Below are 18,817 nucleotides of genomic sequence, written 5' to 3'. Positions count from 1 at the left end.
AGAATACATTGATTATTACAACAACGAGCGAATTAAGCTTAAACTAAAAGGCCTGAGTCCGATAGCATATCGAAATCAGGCCTTGAGCGCCGCTTAGAAATGAGTCCAACTTTATGGGGTCAGTTCAGTTTTCCGAGGCTTTTTTATGTTCGTTTAGGGAAGACGTACATTTGCAAAGGATAAAGACTGTCTATTCTCTCTAACTCTTTTATTTTGTTATAGGTTTTGCTCATTCATAGACCGCTAAGGCTTTACCAGTATTAATGACATCCTAACTTTATTTGCAGCTCTATTCGTGCATATCCAAACAAAACAATGCCTGTCGTACACCGAAATATCTCTTTTATACAGCTGAAATTTGTCGAAGATGTCCACGAAAGCTTTAATGAAGGGGCTGGTACCAATTATCCTCAAGCTGTCGCTAGGTATCAGAGTTGTGCTAGCTGGACACCCAATAAGACGTTTAAATCTACAGGTAGAAAGTACAATCCCTGTGAAATTACACTCGGCCAAGGTATTAGCAACGAAGTGCTAGGCCATGAAGTATTGCACTCTTTTGAGGGTAACTTCCATGGTGGAGAAAACTACAGCGAAGAGTTAGCTGAGAGGTAAAAGCCTTACTCCATAGTTGGTACTTAGCTATTTTAAGGCCACAAAAAAAGCCGGTTGAATAACCGGCTTATCTATCGACAATTATCAATTAGCGAAGCATTCTTACATTATCAACTTGAAGCACAACGCCCATTTGATTGCCACCTTCAGGTGCAATAACCAGCGGCGTGTTAACTTTCTTCAAATCTAAAGAAGATCCTGAATTTCCTACTAAAGCTTGAAGTGGAACACGGTAAGTTTTCCACTCACCCAGTGAAACATTTTGTAGTTTGTATTCACCACTACTACAAGGGTAGCCACAATCCACTTTGATGATAATGTCACCGCTTGAACGAGGATCAGCCAACTTAAGTAGATCGAATTCAACTGCCTCGAATGGACTGAAGTCATGGCCCTGTAGACTTTGCCAGTAGGCTACACCCTCATCGGTTTTGTAAGTAAGTTGAGTTACTTTTCCTCGTTCACCACCAGCATCAACTAAAAGGGTGTCAATGCTGCCACCGGCAGCGTAGGTGCCTAAAGTGTATGGTGGAATAGCTTCATCAACAAATACATCTACAACATCTGCATTGATAAAGTTAGGATCGTATTTAACGATTTCCGGTGCTTGTGTTCCAAAGTTTCGTTCTGCACGACGATTCTTCGTGGCACAACCTCTTAATGACGCCTCCGCACCCGGGCATGAGTACACCCGAACGAAATCAACTTCCATCTCTGCTGGAAACTTAGTTGAATCGTCTGGATCACCCGGCCATGTACCTCCTACTGCTAAATTGAGTAGAAGGTGGAAACGTTCATTAAAAGGTGCGTTTCCTTCGACATTATAGAGATCACCATTTTCATCGGGTACTTGAGTCCACCAACCTGATGCATATTGGGTGACCCAGTGATGATCGTTGATGTACCAGCGCATTTCACCATCAGCCCACTCTAATGAGTAAGTGTGAAAATCTTTAGTTGGATCTGACTCCTCAAATTCATAGGTTGAGCCTGAATACGCATTGTTTGGCCAGGTACGACCGTAGTGTAAGGTTGCGTGAACCTCTTTATTCGGATCATCTTCGGCTTGGCTTACCATCTCTAGAATGTCAATTTCACCACTTGCAGCCCAGGTGCCGTATTTGCTGTCTGTGGGTAGCATCCATATAGCGGGCCACAAACCCTGGCCAGCAGGGAGTTTTGCGCGAACATCAATTCGGCCAAACTTCCAATCGCCTTTGTTTTTGGTGCGCAGACGCGCTGAAGTGTAAGGTAGAGTCTTTTTCTCTTTAGTACCTGACTCTTCCACATCAGCAAGTCCACGGAAGGTCTCTTTGTGTGCTTGAATAACCAGCTTGCCGTCACGAATGAATGAGTTTTTGTGGCGATCGGTATAACATTGAAGTTCGTTATTACCACCACCCCAGCAGTTCTCTTCCCAATCCCATTTAGACTCATCAACATCTTTACCGTCGAATTCATCATTCCAGACAAGTTTCCAACCTTTATCCAAGGCGTATTGGATCGATGTATGATCACTGTTTTCGCTGGCAAAGACAGCTGTCGGTAAGAATAAAGCCAACGCACTGGCGCCAATAAATAACTTTGAATTTACCATATCAAAAACTCGTTTTTAGAAGGTATAGGTCAAATATGCGTTCACTTCCCAAGAGGTAACTTGGGACTCAGACTCTTTTCTCTCTTTGGCCACAAAACCAACTTTAGAACCATCATTGCCTATGTTGAGGAGACGCTCGTAACCGAAAGATTTTTGATAATCGAATTTAATACCCTGAACACTTTGGAAATCATACTCTCCAAACTTGTTTCGGTCGTAAGAGACTGAGTAGATGTTGTTTGTGTTGTGAATGATTTTGCTGGCAATGCTTGTAAAGTGATTTACAGGCTTGTCAGAAAAGACCGGCTGCTGCTCACCGAAACTGTAGTCTGTGTACAAGCGAATTGTTTTCGTTGGGTTGGTACCAAATCGCCCAGTGAATTTGGTGACTTTCTCTTTATTTCGACCAGCATCTGCAGCGCCCCAATCCATAACATTAGAGTCGGTGTTACCATGAAAATCCATGTGCGTTATGCCTAGGTTAAACGCAAAGGGCGCATCCTCTTTTAAATAGTTATCCCAATCATAAAAGAATGTACCTGGAGTAGTATCGTAGGTGATAAACAGCTCATAAGCGCGAACTTTACGATTGCCCAATACTGCAAAAGGTGACACTGGCACGCCTGTATCGTTCTGTGCAAGAGCGCGTTGGTAGTTAGTGCCGAGTGCTTGAGCCTGTTCAGTCATCGCATCTACAAGATTTTCACGATAGAAAACTCTTGGTGAGAACATCCAGTTACCGCTTGTGGTCCGTGAACCTAGTTCAACAGTCTTCTTGTTACCTTGGCTTGTGTATGGGAGTTCCGTGTCCCAGATTTCCTGATGCTCCCCAGCATCAGCAACCAAGCCGGCATAATTTATTTCTGTGTAGAGTTCTGTAGATCCACTCAACTTTTCAGTGATACGTGCTTTCAGTGCGAGTGCGTCGGTGTTTTTAATCGTATCTTGATAGACATTGGTGCCAACTTCGTACAAATAAGTATCATCAACCTTATGAGCCCCCGACCATAGAATGCCTAAATCAAGAGTTGTACCGTCGCTCAGCTCATAACCACCCTGTAAGCTAATCTGTTTTTGTCGATCGCTACCTGTTGTTTCTGTAGATGCAATTAAAGAGTACTGATCCTTATTACCAAACTGATACTTTGCCATGACCATTGGTTCGGCGCCCCAGTAAATCTCTTTGCCTGCCAGAATTTTAAGGCCTTCCAATTCGTTTTTTGCGACGATTTCAACACCGAAGGGTGCCTTCTCGTTCCAAATGTCCTGGTCATACATATTGGTTGTCTCTATCAACAATCCAAATGCATCACCTTCATACCCCCAGTGAAAACGCGGCACATGATAAAAAAGATGTATATCCGCAGAATCACCTAATCGCGATGCCTGAAAGCTATACAGCTCAACCTGTTCGCCGGCATTTTTTAGCCCTGAACCCGATAGCATTCTGTCACCATAACGGAATACTTGATCGCCAAAGTCCGCACTTTTCCACATGCCATTGATTGTTGCTTCACCCGCAAACCCGAGTGCATTTATGCCTAAGTCGATATTGATGGAATGACCGCCATCTCTGGCTCTGTCACCAACGTTCTCATTAGTATCTCTAATGACTCCGTCCAGGGTTATGGAACCGCCTAGAAATTCAACCGGTAGGTCTGGGCCGCGAGCGTGAGACAGTTGGCTTGTAAGACTTGCGGCTAGAATTGCCAAAAGCAGTTTATTGGTAGATGTATTTAGAATTTTCACGTTCAACTGTCCCTTTGTTTATTCTTTTGGATAGCGATGAAATCGTTTTCATTAATGATGCAATATTTTATTTTTTCATGCAAATAAAACTGATTACAAGTTTGCTTTTATTATTATTTTTAATTATTACGTCAAATCAGAAAGATTCGACCACTATTCAACAGTTTTGACACATAGCAGGGTATAGAGGATTAAATAGCCTTGACTGACGATCTTTCGATTAAGGTGGTTACAAATTTTGCACCTGATGGGTCGGCTTTGTGGTAGATTTCGTTGAAAGCCTTTTCAGCACATGATTTTGCCATTTCGAAATTAGGGGCATGCATAGTGGTTAATGGAGGTGTGACGTGTTGAGATAGCAATATGTCATCGTAACCGATGACTGATAGTTGTGCAGGAACGGATACATTGTGTTGATTGGCCCAAGTTAACACACCAATGGCAGATTCATCGTTTCCAGCAAACACTGCGGTAAATTCAACACCGTTCGCCTTGAGTTGCTCCATGCCTTGTAAGCCGCCACTCACTTCAAAGCTAGTCCTTACGATCATGTCGTCGAGGACTGGTATATTGGCTTCTTTTAATGCCTTTTTGTAACCAAGCACACGATCATTAGCATCTGTTTTAAACTCTTGGCCGCTAATGCATGCTATTTTAGTATGGCCTTTGTTGATAAGGTACTTTGTTGCGTTGTAGGCACCTTCAACGTCATCGAGCCACATGACACGATGGTCTAGACTGTCGTGATGTTGGTTAATCATGTAAAAAGGCACACGCTTTTCGAGCTCTTTTAGATAGCGTCTATCCAACCATTCAGTCAAAAGAATTAATCCATCAACTTGTCTGTTAAGAAGGAATTCAACTGCTTCTTCTTCGCCCTCTGCTGAACCCGACCCACTTGCTATTAGTAGGTGCTTGCCCTGTTTTCTGAGAGTGGACTCTACGCCTGAAATCATCGGTCCATAAAATGGGCCGTCCAGCATAGCTACAACCATGCCGATAGTATTCGTTCGCTTAGAAGATAGTGACTGAGCAGCAGAGTTAGGTGTATAGCCCAGTTTTTGCATAGCTTCTTCAACTTTTATACGAGTAGCTTCTTTAACAATGGATCTGTTATTGGTTACTCGAGATACCGTAGAAGGGGATACGCCTGCCAATTTGGCAACTTCTAAAATACTGGACTTGTTCACGCTGTTAACTCATAAATTTAAAAGTTGGATCATACACTAACCAATAGCAAAGCAGCGAGCGAAGTGGTCTTCACCCAATTGCTGTACTGGTGGCATTTCCAGACTGCACTTTTCTGTGGCTTTGGGGCAACGAGATGCGAACGGACAACCTATTGATTCAGGGGTCCATAACGGTATTTGACCCTGCGTTTTATCTTTGATTGAGCCTTCAACTCTTTTTTTGCCAACCTCGGGTACAGCACTGATCAACAGTTGTGTGTAAGGGTGTTGTGGATTTTGTGTAACAGAGTCGCTTTCACCCCATTCAACCATGTGTCCCACGTACATTACGGCTGTTCTTTCTGCAAAGTAACGTGCTGTTGCAATGTCGTGTGTTATATAAAGAAAGCCAATTCCTTCATCTTTCATGTCAGACATTAGGTTTAAGATGCCCAGACGAATTGAAACATCTAGCATTGATATTGGCTCATCAGCCAATATGAACTTTGCTCCCGTGGCTACGGCTCTTGCAATAGCGACACGCTGCCTCTGACCGCCGGAGAGCTCGTGTGGATATTTGTCTGCTGTCTGCTTAGCCGGTGTAAGACCTACTTTCTCCAGCATCTGAATCATGTAATTCTCAATGGCTTCACCTTTAAGGTGTGGCATATGAAGTTTGATAGGTCTGTATAGATGATGGCGGATTGTATGAACTGGATTAAGTGAGCCAAATGGATCTTGAAAGATCATTTGTATTTCTTTAGCTAGATCAGCCTGTTTAATGGGGTTTTGTTTATCATTAATATTTTTCCCATTGAGGCTTAGATTACCGCTAGTAGGTTCATAAAGGCGTGTTAGGGCTCGTGCGCAGGTGCTTTTGCCACTTCCAGATTCACCTACAACGGCCAAAGCTTCTCCCGATTTTATGGTGAAGCTCACACCGTTAACCGCCCTCATGTATTTGCGATTGAATAGAGCATTATCCAAAGCAAAATCAATAACCAAATCATCAACAGAAAGTGTATCTTTGTCGATGACCGGTGAGTGTTCGTAAACTGTTTGGGAAAGTGTGTTCATCTTATGCTCTCACCTCGACTAAATGACAAGCAGCCTTGCGATCTGATTCGGAACTAATTTTGATGAGCTCAGGCTGGGTCTGTTTGCACGCATCTTCACACAACTCACATCTTGCTTGGAAAAAACAGCCATTAGGTGTTTCAAGGAGGTTAAGCGGATTGCCCGGGATTCCTTCTAGTCGTACTTTAGGTCCATGAATGGTAGGGAAAGACTTTAACAGGCCCTGAGTGTATGGGTGTTTAGGCTCATCCATTATTTCGTTAGTGTTACCCAGTTCGACCATCTTTCCAGCGTACATCACACCAATTCGATCAGTGATCTCACCCATAAGCCCCAGGTCATGAGAAATAAACAGAATCGCAAAGCCAAACTGCTCTTTTAGATCATATAGTTGGTCCATAATGTCTCTTTCAACGACTACGTCCAGCGCAGTAGTTGGCTCATCCATAATGATTAGTTTTGGCCTAAGTATCAAAGCGATAGCAATAACAACTCGTTGCCTCATTCCGCCACTGAGCTGGTGTGGATAGGAGTTAATTCTAGAGGGGTGTATGCCAACGAGTTCGAGGTTCTCTTTTGCACGATTGATGGCCTCCTCTTTTGTGACGTTTTCATGTGCAAGGATGACGTCCGTGAGTTGTTCTCCGATAGTAATAACAGGGTTTAGCGCGTTCATAGCGCTTTGAAAAACCATGCTTGCTTTTGCCCAGCGAAAACTGCGCAACTCTTCGTCTGACATTTTAAGAACATCACGACCTTCAAAAAGGATTTCACCTTCTGTTATAAGGGCAGGTGCACTGTGTAAATTGGCGATAGCAAAAGCCAATGTACTCTTACCGCAACCGGATTCTCCGGCTAAACCGACTGTTTCGCCTGGATATATCTCTAAATCTACTTGATTGACGGCTCTCGCATTACCGTTATCAGTGACATAATCCACACAGAGCCCGTTAATCGTTAGCAGTGGTTCATTCATGCTGCTGCCCTCTTAGCTTCAGTCTCTGCTTTCATCTTGCGCCAAGTTTTAATGTAGCCACCTGTTTTCAGTTTTGGATTCGAAACCTGGTCAATGGACATGTTGAGTAGTGCCAAACCGCCACCGAAAATTGCTATTGCAGCCCCAGGTACGACCATGTCCCACCAAGCGCCAACAATGAATGCAGAATTAGACTGAGCCCAAAAAAGCATAGTGCCCCAAGTGATTATGGTTGGATCTCCTAGGCCCAAGAATTCTAGCCCTGCTTCAGCCATTAACGCATAAATACAGGTGCCCATTGCTCCACCAACAACTATGCTGATTAGGTTGGGAAGGATCTCAACAAAAATGATTCTAAATTTAGATTCTCCCATGACTTCAGCTGCTAGAACGAATTCCTTGTTCCTTATCGCCATAGTTTGAGAACGTATTACCCTTGCACCCCATGCCCAGGAAGAGAGCCCTATGATTAAGGCGATTACCAGTGGCCCCACTTGCCCGACAAATGCAGCGATGATGATTAGTAAGGGGAGTTGCGGAAATACTAGAACAATATTGGTCATCGACATCAGGATTTCATCAACACGACCACCAAAGTAGCCAGCGCTAATGCCAACTGCGACGGCAATTACAGTTGTGATAGCTGCGGCACTGAACGCAACCAATAGTGAGATCTTTCCACCGTGTAGAACTTGACTGAATACATCTTTACCCGAGCGTGTTGAACCAAGAAGCAGTTCGGCGCTGGGCGGTTGGTGGCCTCGAGCAACCCGTTTATTTGGGTCATTTTCTGCGATCCAGCTTGCGTTGATACTCATGAATAGAACGGTTGCTACAATGATTGAACCAATAATGGCTGCTGGATTTCCTTTATAAAATCTTCGTAAAAATGAAAAGAACTTATTATTAAACACTTTTAAAACCTCTAATTATTTACGCAGACGAGGATCTAGCCAAAGGTTAAGAAGGTCGGCTATGAAATTAAATACCAGAACGAAGACAACGATCATTAAGAAGCAAGCTTGCATGGTCGGGTAGTCGCGCGCTCCTAAGGCCTTGAATAGAAGTAGCCCAACTCCAGGGTAATTGAAGACTGTCTCAATGAAGATGGCGCCAGCCATTACGAAACCTATTTGCATTGAAACAGCAGTTACAACCGGGAGGAGTGCGTTTCTTGCTGCATAGTGGGTCATTACTCTTCGGTTAGACAAACCCTTGGCTTTTGCCATGGTGATATAATCTTCGCCTAGCACGTTAATCATTGCGTTACGCATGTTAAATATCCAAGCGCCAATGCCACCTACAATCATACAGGTGATTGGAAGAATGGCGTGGTGAAGTACGCTGCTTATGTACTCCCATGTAAGGCCGGGATCTAGATCCGGATTGGCACCATAAGATAGAGGGAAAACCTTCCAGCTAAGTGCCAATATAAAGAACAAAAATAGTGCGGTTACAGGTTGTGGCATTGCACCTACAAATGCCCAGAAAGCAGGCATAAATCGGTCTGTAAAGCCACCTCGGTTGTAGGCAGCGAATGTACCAATGATTAGACCAATCATGACACAGATAACAGTAGACATGCCGGCAAGGCCGATAGTCCACGGAAGCTTAGCCGCTAGCAGCTCTGATACTGGAAGAGGGTATAGCATGATCGTCGGCCCAAGGTCCCAGGTGAATATGCTCTTTAGATATTCTAAATACTGAATCCAAAGCGGCCCATCCACAAAACCGAGCATCTCTTTGTAAGCCTGCAGTGTCTCCAAAGGCATTCTGCCTTGCGCACTAGCAAACAGTGCGTCAACAGGATCACCTGGCATGAGTCTTGGAATGAGAAAGTTGAAAGTAATAGCAATTAGTATCGCTATTAAATAAAACATAAAGCGCCTAAGGATAAAGCCCATGAGATCACCTGTTTGATTTGGAGCAGCAAAGATGGGTTTGTTGATACCCCCAAACTCTGTTTGGGGGTAGATCGATTACTTGGCGTATAGTTGCTCAAAGACCAACAGCTTGTTACCACCGTTATAGAATACGGGTTGAACAAAGTCATTTTCTTCGGTTGGCCAGCCATCAATACGAGTCGAGTTGTACTGATACCAAGTTGGGTTTGAGAATAATGGAACAAATGGGAGATTTTTCCCTGTGAAGTCCATTAGTTCAGCCAGTATCTGTTTACGACGCGTTTTGTCAGATGTAGCCGAGTACTCGTCAATTAGGGCATCGACCTCTGGGCTGCTGATACCGTGATTGGTATGCCAAGAGAGTCCCTGTTTAGCTGTGTAGTAGTAATCGCTGTAGGCTTGGATCGGATCTTCGCCGTTTGTTCGAGACCAGTTGATGGACGCCTGATAGGTACCATCTTTCAGGGCGGTATCATATACAGACCAGTCAACTGTTTTGGTAGAGGCTTTAATGCCAACTTCAGCTAGAAACTCACTAACCATTTGCACTGTTTGAACCCAGTCTGTCCAACCATTAACAACCTGAATCTCAAAGTCGATTGGTGAACCGTCGGGATTCTCTACAAAACCATCCCCATCAATATCTTTGTACCCAGCTTCATCCAGCAATTGCATTGCTTTTTCAGGGTTATATTCTGCTAGGTAATCGTATTTCGCATTAACTTCGTCATTGAAGTGTGTTTTGAAGAATTCTCCAATTCCGGTTACATGCGTTTCAACGGTTGGGTATCCGTAAGCGGCCAGATCAACAATTAGTTCTCGGTCCATGGCCATTGAAAACGCCTGTCTGAAGCGAACATCACTGAACGGGAGTTCGCGAGTATTCAAGTAAATATTGATCAGGTCGTTAGCAGGGTACCAATAACCGTGTGTTTCAGGGCTCGCTGCTACATAAGTTTTGTCTATGTCTGAAATGAAGTTTGAGCCCCAATCAATCTCATCGTTAATTAGAGCTGCCTGAATTTGAGAGTTGTCTGTGTATTGGCGGAATTTAATACAATCCAGGTAGGGCAGTCCCTGATCGGCTTTGTAATAATTAGGGTTGCGACATATTTCAATTTGGTTGTCACGAACCTGTTTTACTTCAGTAATAGGACCTGAACCTACTGGGTTCTCATTTTTAAACAATGAAATGTCTTCAACACCCGCAAAAATATGTTCTGGAACAACATGTAGTCTCGGAAGATGCCAGTCAATTGTACTGTCTTTAGCGGTGAAGTTGATTTTTACTGTTAGGTTGTCGATTTTTTCAACTGACTCAAACTTTTTCGAACCCCATTGACCGGTAGCGTCTAATTTTGCGTCGTTTTTGCCAAGATTTAGTGAGAAAAGAAGATCATCTGCATCGATCGTTTGTCCATCCGACCAGGTTAGACCACTCTTTAGGTTGATGGTCATGGACATTAGATCGTCTGAGTATTCATAGCTCTCAGCAAGGCGCCAGTTGATATCACCCTTCAAAGTATTGATTACATACAAAGGCTCGTACATCGTGCCACTAACCATGTCAGCTTGCGCACCAGAGTAGGGGTTAAAGTCTGATACGAATGTCTGGGTGATGATGGGTACTGTCAATGTTCCACCCTGTTTGGGGGTGGATGCTTGCGCTGAAGAAGCCAATATAGTGGCTGCAATTGCTAAGGTTAGCTTTTTCATGTTGTTGCCTCTTATTTTTGTGACGTCGCCATTTTCTTGGCAACGTTTTCAAGTTTTTCATGACAGCATGGTATACCGTCGTGTAATTTATGAAAACGATTTCATAAAAGATATAACACGCAATCAGGTTGCGCAAGACTCTTTTGTAATGTTTGTTACGGCTTTTTATCGGTTGTCGATTGGTTTTTAATTCTTCACAGGCTGTTAGCTATGGGTTTTGTGGAAATTTTGTGTCGGAAAGTGCACACTCCAAACCTTGTTTTTGGGAGAGTGTAAATGGATTGGGAAAGGCTGCTAACGCGCAAACGTTATGGTCACGACGAAGTAGAATCGGCAGAGCAGGGTCGAAGCCACTTCCACAAAGATCATGACCGAATCATCTTTAGTAGTGCTTTCCGTCGCTTGGGTCGTAAGACGCAAGTGCACCCTATGTCCCTTAACGATCACATCCATACTCGTCTGACTCACTCCATTGAGGTTGGCAGTCTTGGGCGTAGTCTGGGCATTCGTGCCGGCGAGTTGATTGCTGATCAGCTACCTAAGGGCATATCGCCTGATGACTTGGGGATGATTGTTCAGTCGGCCTGTCTGGCTCACGATATTGGTAACCCCCCTTTTGGTCATGCTGGCGAGTACGCCATTCGTGATTGGTTCCGTCAGCGTCAAGAGGATGAGCGTTTTTCGCAGCTCTCTGACGACGAGTTTTTAGATCTGAAAACCTTTGAAGGCAATGCGCAGGGGCTTAGAGTCGTTACCAAGATCGAGAACCATCTCTTTGATGGTGGTCTGCGTTTAACCTACCCAACCCTAGGGACACTATTGAAATACCCTTGGACGGCGCGTCACGGTGGTAAAAAGGGTAAGTTCAGCTGTTATCAAGCGGAACTTCCTCTGGTGGCATCACTGGCGAAAGATCTTGGTTTGCCTCAGCTTGAAGAGGATCGTTGGGCGCGTCACCCTCTGAACTTCCTTATGGAGGCGGCTGATGATATCTGCTACGCCATATTGGATCTTGAAGATGCTATTGAGTTGAACCTGCTTAGTTTCGATGAGGTTAAACCTATCTTGTTAACGCTTTGCGGCGACCTGGAGTTTGATGATGAGATCTTCGCGACGCAGGCCTCTGCACGTCGCAAGATTTCGGCGCTTCGTGGTCGAGCGATGGAGAATATGGTCGACTCAGCGGTGCAGGTGTTTGCCGATCAGCTGCCTGAGATTATGTCAGGCCAATATCAGGGCGAGCTTCTCAGTGACGGTGACCCCATGGTCAGAGATGGGTTGGCTGCAGCGAAACGTATCGCCCAAGAGCGGGTCTTTCCAGACAATCGAAAAGCAGAGCTAGAGGTGGGTGCCTATACTATTCTAGGTGTGTTGGTTGAGGCTTTTATCGAGGCGGTCTGGGAGCAGCACCAAAAGCAGGGAGAAGATCTCTGTTATCGCAGTGAAAAGATTATCGGTCTGATGGGGATTCATGCCCCCTCTTCGGGTGAGTCGCTCTATCAAGGCTACATGCGTGCCTTGGACTTTATTAGCGGTATGACCGACTCCTATGCAAGCTACCTTGCTCGACAGATCGGTGGAGGAATAAAGGTTTAATATGGCATCACTTCAAGATCAGCTTAGTCGACTCGTCTACAGCACGGAAAAAGGTAACCTCTGTCCTGATTGTGGCGAAGCGTTAACCGCTTGTATCTGTTCAGAGCAGGCAGAGCAGACGCGCATTGCCGCAATGGATGGGGTAGTTCGCATTCGTCGTGAAACCTCTGGGCGAAAAGGCAAAGCCGTCACTACCATTTCCGGTGTGCCAAGAGTTGAGTCTGAATTAAAGACGCTTCTGAAAAAGTTGAAGCAGGGGTGTGGTTCAGGCGGTGCTGTCAAAGAGGGAATTATTGAGATTCAAGGTGATCACCGCGACAAACTTAAAACCCTCTTAGAGAAAGAGGGTTTTACCGTTAAGTTAGCGGGCGGTTAGAGGCCGATTGCTCGCTCCGAGAGTGCCAGTTCCATTCGGGCGCGCAGCAAAGAGTAAAGCTGTATTGCCGCATCAATCTCCTCTTTGCGGTTCGTAAGACTCTCGATATTTAAGCCGAGCGGTAGATCCAATTCGGCGCAAGATTCCAAAATCATCTGCAAGTTGGTGTAACAGATCTTAATAGACTCTTTAAGTGGCTGATCGGCATCCAAAATTCGGTAGCTGGTCGCCTCTGGTACCGAAATACCCAACCACTTCATAAACTCAAGGGTCTTCTCACTGCCACAAGGTGTGAAAGTCAAAATGATTCGTGCCGGCTCCATATCGAGCTGTTTGCAGCGACGAGCATAGGAGGTCAGCATGTCGATGGTCGCTTGTGCGTTATAAACCGCTTGCGAGATGAAGAAGTGACAGCCCTCTTTCTGCTTGGTCACCATGCGCTCGTGTTCATCGCCTTTTTTCTGATGGCGCTCTGCGATACAGACACCGCCAAGGGCAATTGTTTTATGAGACTCTTCCAGTGATTGGTAGGCATCATTCAAACTGAACTTGTAGTCACCTTCCGAGGAGGGGGCGCCAACCAGGACGATATTGTTCTGGTGGTAGGTCTCAGTCGTCTCTTCTACCCACTCTTCAAACTCTTGTCGACTACCTTGAGCAACACTGTTGTAGGTGATGGTTCCGCAGCCGCTCTTTTCGTGAAGCAATTTAGCGTAGTGGCGCGGGTCACGTGTTTGAGCAAAGGGGAATGGGCGAGGTGTGTCGATGCGAGTGCTCTCGTCCTGAATGTCATAAACGATAATGCCATCGAACGCGATACGGTCGAGTCGTTACAGCAGCTTGTCAGCAATGCCTGACATCACTTCATCTTCGGTGCCCATTTTGGGTGGGGTAGTACCGATGACATAAACCCCTTGGTCCGTACCGATTAATTTGTCCTGAAGTGAGCAGCTCATCTCTATTCCAATTGCTTCTTTTAAGTGTGGCTTAGTATAAACGTGAGTGGATTTCATGAAAATTGCATATCCCATGAAATTTTTTTCTTAAGATATGCATGACGTTCAATTTAGAGCTTTCGAACGACGTTGACACCGTCGCGCAGAGTCAGAAAGACGTTTTCCACCTCGGGGTCCTCTGCAATCAGTCGGTTTGTTTCAACTAACACATCATCGATATCGGATTCTGGTTGAATGACCTTGCCAGACCAGAGCACGTTATCAAGTACGATTAAGCCACCTGGGCGAGTCAGCTCTTTAACCTTTAAGTAGTAGTTTAGGTAGTTGCGTTTGTCGGCATCGATAAAGGTGAAATCCAATGGGCCATCGAGTTGATCTGCGAGAGTCTCAAGGGTGTCGATGGCAGGGCCGAAGATCACTTCAATCTTCTTGCCGTGTTCGCTTCGCTCATAAAAAGTTTTTGCGAAGTCGATCGCGCGTGGGTTGGTTTCACAGCAGATAAGCTTGCCATCTTCCGGCATACCTTCCGCAATGGATAGCGCTGAATAGCCTGTGAACATACCAATTTCAAGGGCGCGTTTCGGCTGAGCAATCGCAGAGAGCATCTTAAGTGTTCGGCCGACCAGGCGGCCAGATAGCTTTTGCGGCCATCCCATATTTTGGTTGGTTTGGTCGATCAACTCTTGCAGGAGTTCGGGCTCTGCTGAAGTAGAGATAAAGGCATAGTCTTCGACCTGTTCGTCGACGAGAAAGTCAGGCATGGGATACTCAGTTATTGATTAAGGGTGGAGATGATAGCACTGCCCCACATGGTGACGCTCTTTCCATCTTCGGTCCAAAGGTATTGGCAAAGTTTAATATCAGACTCAATGCAGCTTTGCTGGCTGATTGCGACACCGGTAGGTAGGGTTTGGCAGCCCTGTTCTGGCTCCTTGCCCACTCCGTATAGACGTGCGCTCAACAGCGAGCGATAGAGAGACTCGGTTTCGCACACCCAGTGCTTCCCTTCATCGCTAAGAGCGTTGGCGGTTGGAGTGAGTGCAAGTGCAGTGAGCGATCCTAAAATTATTTGTCTAACTTTCATTTTAATCTCTGTGCAGGTCCGTACAATATCGCTAAAAGGAGATTATAACTATGAACGAATCGCTATACATCTTTCTGTTAACCGGCGTCTTCTCAATGTCGGCTGCGCTGAGTGTAGGTGCCATCAACAAAATGCCAGAATCTGATCGTCCTGCATGGTTTGCGGTGAAGCAGAATATGGTCATGATGGTGGTGCTCGGTAATCTTGCTGCCCTAACGCTGGTGGGTTCTCTGGCCTATGGATTTCAGACCTTGCACTGGTCGATTCCATTGAGCTCAATGTTCATCACCTTCCCGATCGTGCATCAGTTATTGGTGGTCAAATTGATCGGTGCTACCAAGGCACTATTCTTAACAGTTCCTGCTACCTTGGCCTCTATTGCGGTGCTCTATATCTACTGGCCCTAATCGTTAATTTGTCCTACCTAAAAACGCAGCCTCGGCTGCGTTTTTTGTTTTTAGTTCTTATGACGCAAAAATGTTGCGATGTTATGTGTAAATCTAATGTAAACCTAAGAGAGTGTTTTTGCCGGTTATCAATAATATATTTTGATTTTGTGCTTACAATCTAATTTTAATGCAAATATTTTGCATAAATTAAAAATTATTGGCGTTTTATTTGTGTGTTAGTATTGTTGTTTCATATCTATAATTTGCATTAGTTTCGTTAATTTTTTGTAAATATAATTAAGTTACTGTTTATTTCTCAATAATGACGCAAAATTTGTGCGTAAATTAGAAAATATTGTTATTTATATGATTTATATGGGTTGCATTGGTAGTTTTTGCAAAAATTTGTCATTAAATTAAAGATAAACGCAAATATTTTGCGTTAAGTGTTGGAATGCTTGGTTGGGTTGTGTATATTTTGAGCAATGGACGATTTAATCGTCATCACTGGCTTTAGGATTTGTAATCTGTGGATGCTAAAGATTGGGAGATAATTCGTGCGCTCCAGCAAGATGGACGTCGCACCACGAATGAGATCGCGGATAGCGTTCGTCTCTCAGGCTCGGCCGTGTCTCGCCGTATCGCACGTCTAGAAAAAGACGGCATCATTTCTGGTTACACCGCACTCGTAGATCCCGATAAGGTTGGTTATACCGCCACCGTCATGGTTGAAATTACGCTCGATAGCCAGTCTGATGCGGCTCAATCAGAGTTTGAGCGTGCGGTTGCTAAGGTCCCGAGTGTCAGATTCTGTTACCTAATGAGCGGCGATGCGGATTATCTATTAAAGGTAGCAGCAAGAGATTTGCGTGACTTTGAACGGTTGCGCCGAAAGGTTTTGAGTGATTTACCGCATGTTTCACGTATGCAGACGTCGTTTGCTTTACGCGAAATCGTCAATCACTTGGAGTACGCGCCGGAGAGCGCATAACAATGGTTAAACGTAATGAAAATTGGGTGTGAATCGTGGATTCAAAAATGATTGTAGCTCTTGATATCGGTACCTCTAAGGTCGTCTGTATGGTGGCCGAGATCGGTACGGACGGTGATATTGAGGTCGTGGGCGTCGGCTCTCACCCATCACGCGGTTTAAAACGCGGTGTGGTCGTTAACATCGAATCTACTGTGCAGTCGATCCAGCGAGCGGTTGAAGCGGCTGAGTTGATGGCGGGAGTCAAAATTCACTCAGTCAGTGTGGGCGTCTCTGGTAGCCATATTGCGAGTCAAAACTCACACGGTATTGTTGCTCTGCAGAGTAAAGAGGTGACTCAATCAGACGTAGAGCGTGTCATTGAGGCTGCTCAAGCGGTCGCGATTCCGGCGGATCAGCGCATTCTGCACATCCTTCCGCAAGAGTATTTGATTGATAACCAAGAGGGCATCAAAGAGCCGCTTGGCATGTCCGGTGTGCGTTTGGAAGCTAAGGTTCATCTGATTACCGGTGCGACTAACGCCATTCAGAATATTGAGAAGTGTGTTCGCCGCTGTGGTCTTGAGATCGATGCCGTAGTTCTTGAGCAGTTGGCATCGGGTTACGCGGTGTTGACTGATGATGAGAAGGATCTGGGTGTCTGCATGGTTGATATCGGCGGTGGTACCACCGATATCGCGATCTTTACTCAAGGTTCAATTCGTCACACAGCTGTGATTCCTGTTGCGGGCGATCAAGTCAGCAATGATATTGCCATGGCATTGCGCACCCCAATGCAGCATGCCGATCAGATCAAAATGAAGTACGCCTGTGCATTGGCGCAGTTAGCGCGTGCTGATGAGACGATCAAAGTTCCAAGCGTCGGTGATCGTCCTGCGCGAGATCTATCACGCCAAGCTCTGGCTGAAGTGGTGGAGCCGCGTTATGAAGAGCTGTTTACCCTAGTTCAGCAAGAGCTTCGCCGCAGTGGGTTTGAAGATCTAGCGGCAGCCGGCATCGTCCTGACCGGCGGTACTTCGAAGATGGAAGGCGCGGTTGAGCTCGCTGAAGAGATATTCCACATGCCTGTTCGTTTGGCTAAGCCAACGGGTGTAGGCGGTGTTGATGATCTGTTGAGTAACCCTATCTACGCAACGGCGATTGGTCTGTTGCTCTACTCGGCGGATAACGACCTTGATCAGCATGTGGATGCCGAAACAATGACCGATTTTGGTTTGATGCCGGACGATATTGCTGAGCATCAGCCTGAGAAAAAACGAGTTAAAAAAGAGCCATCAGAAGGGTGGGTCTCTAAAACAAAATCTTGGTTAAAAGGTAACTTTTAATCAGAGCTTAGTTGGCAGTAACCGGCAAAGATCGGGCCTGCCTTACATAAAACCTGGAGGAAGATATGTTTGAGTTAGTAGAAGATACAAACGAGAACGCAGTAATCAAAGTTGTCGGTGTCGGTGGTGGTGGCGGTAACGCAGTCAACCACATGGTCGCGTCGGATGTAGAGGGTGTAGATTTTATCTGTGCCAATACCGATGCTCAGGCACTTGGAAAAATGGCCGCCAGTACAGCCCTTCATATCGGTGGTGATATGACGAAAGGCTTGGGTGCGGGCGCTAACCCGGATGTTGGTCGTCAGGCAGCGGTCTCTGACCGTGAACAGATTGCCGACTCTCTGCGTGGTGCCGACATGGTCTTCATCACTGCTGGCATGGGTGGTGGTACCGGTACGGGTGCTGCACCGATCGTTGCCGAAGTGGCTAAAGAGATGGGAATTCTGACGGTGGCGGTCGTCACTAAACCCTTCCCATTTGAAGGCAAAAAACGCATGAAGATTGCGGAAGAGGGTATTCGTGAGCTGCAGGAGCAGGTCGACTCTCTGATTATTATCCCTAACGAGAAACTGCTTCCTGTGCTAGGTAAAAACACCAGCTTGATCAAAGCCTTTGGTGAAGCCAACGATGTACTTAAGGGCGCCGTTCAAGGCATTGCTGACCTCATTATCCGTCCGGGTATGATCAACGTCGACTTTGCAGACGTTCGTACGGTGATGTCTGAAATGGGCATGGCCATGATGGGTACTGGTCATTCACGTGGTGATGAGCGTGCAGCAGAAGCGACGGAAGCGGCGATTAAGAGTCCACTGCTTGAAGATGTTGATCTGAAAGGCGCAAGTGGCATTTTGGTGAACATCACAGCGGGTATGGACCTTAGCCTGGGTGAGTTCGCTGAAGTGGGTGAAATTGTTGAAGAGTACGCGTCAGACAATGCGACCATTGTGGTCGGTACCGTTATCGATCCAGATATGAGTGAAGAGCTCAAAGTCACGGTAGTAGCGACTGGTTTAGCTCAGGCTCAACAGGCGGGTGCCCGTGTTGTAAACAGTGATGTGACAACCGGTGGTCCAACTCAAGTAGAGGTGAAAACGGCGCCACCTACGGCCTCTGATTTCAGCCAGCTTGAGTTGCCAACAGTAATCCGTAATCGTCAGGCTCAACAAGCCGAGCAGGCGGTTGAGATGGAAGAGCCAGTACAACAGAAAACCGGTACTGATGATATGGAGTTCTTGGATATCCCAGCCTTCCTGCGTCGTCAGGCCGATTAATTAAGTTTTAAACCGTCCAGGTTTCCCGC

The 18,817-nt window shown here is 45.7% G+C and carries 19 protein-coding genes; 7 read left to right on the top strand and 12 right to left on the bottom strand.

The genetic code is table 11. The features are described 5' to 3' along the window. Positions 1-97: IS3 family transposase (locus XMA152_RS06785; protein WP_173482665.1), on the top strand; the 97-nt coding region annotated here is incomplete at its 5' end. Between the two features lie 603 nt (positions 98-700). Here the strand turns inward: XMA152_RS06785 and XMA152_RS06780 are convergent. The 8 genes from XMA152_RS06780 to XMA152_RS06745 all read right to left on the bottom strand — a co-directional run bounded on the left by XMA152_RS06780 (position 701) and on the right by XMA152_RS06745 (position 10,800). Further along, the gene (locus tag XMA152_RS06780; protein WP_173483115.1) at positions 701-2,209 is read right to left on the bottom strand and encodes a glycoside hydrolase family 16 protein; all 1,509 of its coding nucleotides are present in this window, start codon (positions 2,207-2,209) and stop codon (positions 701-703) included. A gap of 15 nt (positions 2,210-2,224) precedes the next feature. Further along, positions 2,225-3,958 (bottom strand): hypothetical protein, encoded by a 1,734-nt coding sequence (locus tag XMA152_RS06775; RefSeq protein ID WP_173483114.1) that lies wholly within the window; start codon positions 3,956-3,958, stop codon positions 2,225-2,227. Between the two features lie 191 nt (positions 3,959-4,149). Continuing rightward, complete coding sequence (locus tag XMA152_RS06770; protein WP_173483113.1) at positions 4,150-5,148, bottom strand: LacI family DNA-binding transcriptional regulator; 999 nt, start codon at positions 5,146-5,148, stop codon at positions 4,150-4,152. 36 nt (positions 5,149-5,184) lie between these two features. After that, a complete protein-coding gene (locus XMA152_RS06765; RefSeq protein ID WP_173483112.1) occupies positions 5,185-6,204 on the bottom strand; it encodes an ABC transporter ATP-binding protein in 1,020 nt (339 codons plus the stop codon). A 1-nt stretch (position 6,205) separates the two neighbouring features. Further along, a complete protein-coding gene (locus tag XMA152_RS06760) occupies positions 6,206-7,180 on the bottom strand; it encodes an ABC transporter ATP-binding protein (RefSeq protein WP_173483111.1) in 975 nt (324 codons plus the stop codon). Beyond that, positions 7,177-8,094, bottom strand: a complete 918-nt coding sequence (locus tag XMA152_RS12605; RefSeq protein ID WP_371813293.1) for an ABC transporter permease — start codon at positions 8,092-8,094, stop codon at positions 7,177-7,179. The genes XMA152_RS06760 and XMA152_RS12605 overlap by 4 nt, the downstream gene beginning before the upstream one ends. Before the next feature lie 15 nt (positions 8,095-8,109). Continuing rightward, positions 8,110-9,084, bottom strand: a complete 975-nt coding sequence (locus tag XMA152_RS06750; protein ID WP_173483110.1) for an ABC transporter permease — start codon at positions 9,082-9,084, stop codon at positions 8,110-8,112. A gap of 75 nt (positions 9,085-9,159) precedes the next feature. Then, the gene (locus tag XMA152_RS06745; protein WP_173483109.1) at positions 9,160-10,800 is read right to left on the bottom strand and encodes an ABC transporter substrate-binding protein; all 1,641 of its coding nucleotides are present in this window, start codon (positions 10,798-10,800) and stop codon (positions 9,160-9,162) included. A 276-nt stretch (positions 10,801-11,076) separates the two neighbouring features. Between XMA152_RS06745 and XMA152_RS06740 the strand changes: the two genes are divergently transcribed. Together XMA152_RS06740 and XMA152_RS06735 are read left to right on the top strand one after the other, a co-directional pair. Then, positions 11,077-12,396, top strand: coding sequence for a deoxyguanosinetriphosphate triphosphohydrolase (locus tag XMA152_RS06740; protein ID WP_173483108.1), 1,320 nt, complete (start codon positions 11,077-11,079; stop codon positions 12,394-12,396). 1 nt (position 12,397) lies between these two features. Next, a complete protein-coding gene (locus XMA152_RS06735) occupies positions 12,398-12,772 on the top strand; it encodes a translation initiation factor Sui1 (protein WP_173481374.1) in 375 nt (124 codons plus the stop codon). Here the strand turns inward: XMA152_RS06735 and XMA152_RS06730 are convergent. From XMA152_RS06730 to XMA152_RS06720, 4 genes are all read right to left on the bottom strand, one after another. After that, on the bottom strand, positions 12,769-13,479 hold the full coding sequence (locus XMA152_RS06730) for a hypothetical protein (RefSeq protein ID WP_371813292.1): 711 nt from the start codon (positions 13,477-13,479) through the stop codon (positions 12,769-12,771). The genes XMA152_RS06735 and XMA152_RS06730 overlap by 4 nt on opposite strands. Positions 13,480-13,602: 123 nt before the next feature. Beyond that, positions 13,603-13,728, bottom strand: a complete 126-nt coding sequence (locus tag XMA152_RS12830; protein ID WP_371813291.1) for a hypothetical protein — start codon at positions 13,726-13,728, stop codon at positions 13,603-13,605. Between the two features lie 110 nt (positions 13,729-13,838). Further along, positions 13,839-14,489: an O-methyltransferase gene (locus XMA152_RS06725; protein WP_173483107.1), complete on the bottom strand. Its 651-nt coding sequence runs from the start codon at positions 14,487-14,489 to the stop codon at positions 13,839-13,841. An 11-nt stretch (positions 14,490-14,500) separates the two neighbouring features. Further along, entirely contained in the window at positions 14,501-14,812 is a 312-nt protein-coding gene (locus XMA152_RS06720) for a hypothetical protein (RefSeq protein ID WP_173483106.1), read from the bottom strand. Positions 14,813-14,862: 50 nt separating this feature from the next. Here XMA152_RS06720 and XMA152_RS06715 point away from each other — a divergent pair, with 50 nt between their 5' ends. The 4 genes from XMA152_RS06715 to ftsZ all read left to right on the top strand — a co-directional run bounded on the left by XMA152_RS06715 (position 14,863) and on the right by ftsZ (position 18,788). Then, positions 14,863-15,219: a hypothetical protein gene (locus XMA152_RS06715; RefSeq protein ID WP_173481370.1), complete on the top strand. Its 357-nt coding sequence runs from the start codon at positions 14,863-14,865 to the stop codon at positions 15,217-15,219. 511 nt (positions 15,220-15,730) lie between these two features. Beyond that, positions 15,731-16,192 carry an Lrp/AsnC family transcriptional regulator gene (locus tag XMA152_RS12825; protein ID WP_173483105.1) on the top strand — a complete coding sequence of 154 codons (462 nt, stop codon included), beginning with the start codon at positions 15,731-15,733 and terminating at the stop codon, positions 16,190-16,192. Between the two features lie 47 nt (positions 16,193-16,239). Next, positions 16,240-17,517, top strand: a complete 1,278-nt coding sequence (gene ftsA / locus XMA152_RS06705; RefSeq protein ID WP_173481368.1) for a cell division protein FtsA — start codon at positions 16,240-16,242, stop codon at positions 17,515-17,517. Positions 17,518-17,582: 65 nt separating this feature from the next. After that, entirely contained in the window at positions 17,583-18,788 is a 1,206-nt protein-coding gene (gene ftsZ / locus XMA152_RS06700; RefSeq protein WP_173481367.1) for a cell division protein FtsZ, read from the top strand. Positions 18,789-18,817 lie beyond the last annotated feature (29 nt).

Source organism: Marinobacterium sp. xm-a-152 (assembly GCF_013282965.1).
GTDB lineage: Bacteria > Pseudomonadota > Gammaproteobacteria > Pseudomonadales > Balneatricaceae > Marinobacterium_E.
The sequence above is the reverse complement of the archived record's forward strand: the minus strand, read 5'-3'. Positions and strand labels throughout refer to the sequence as shown.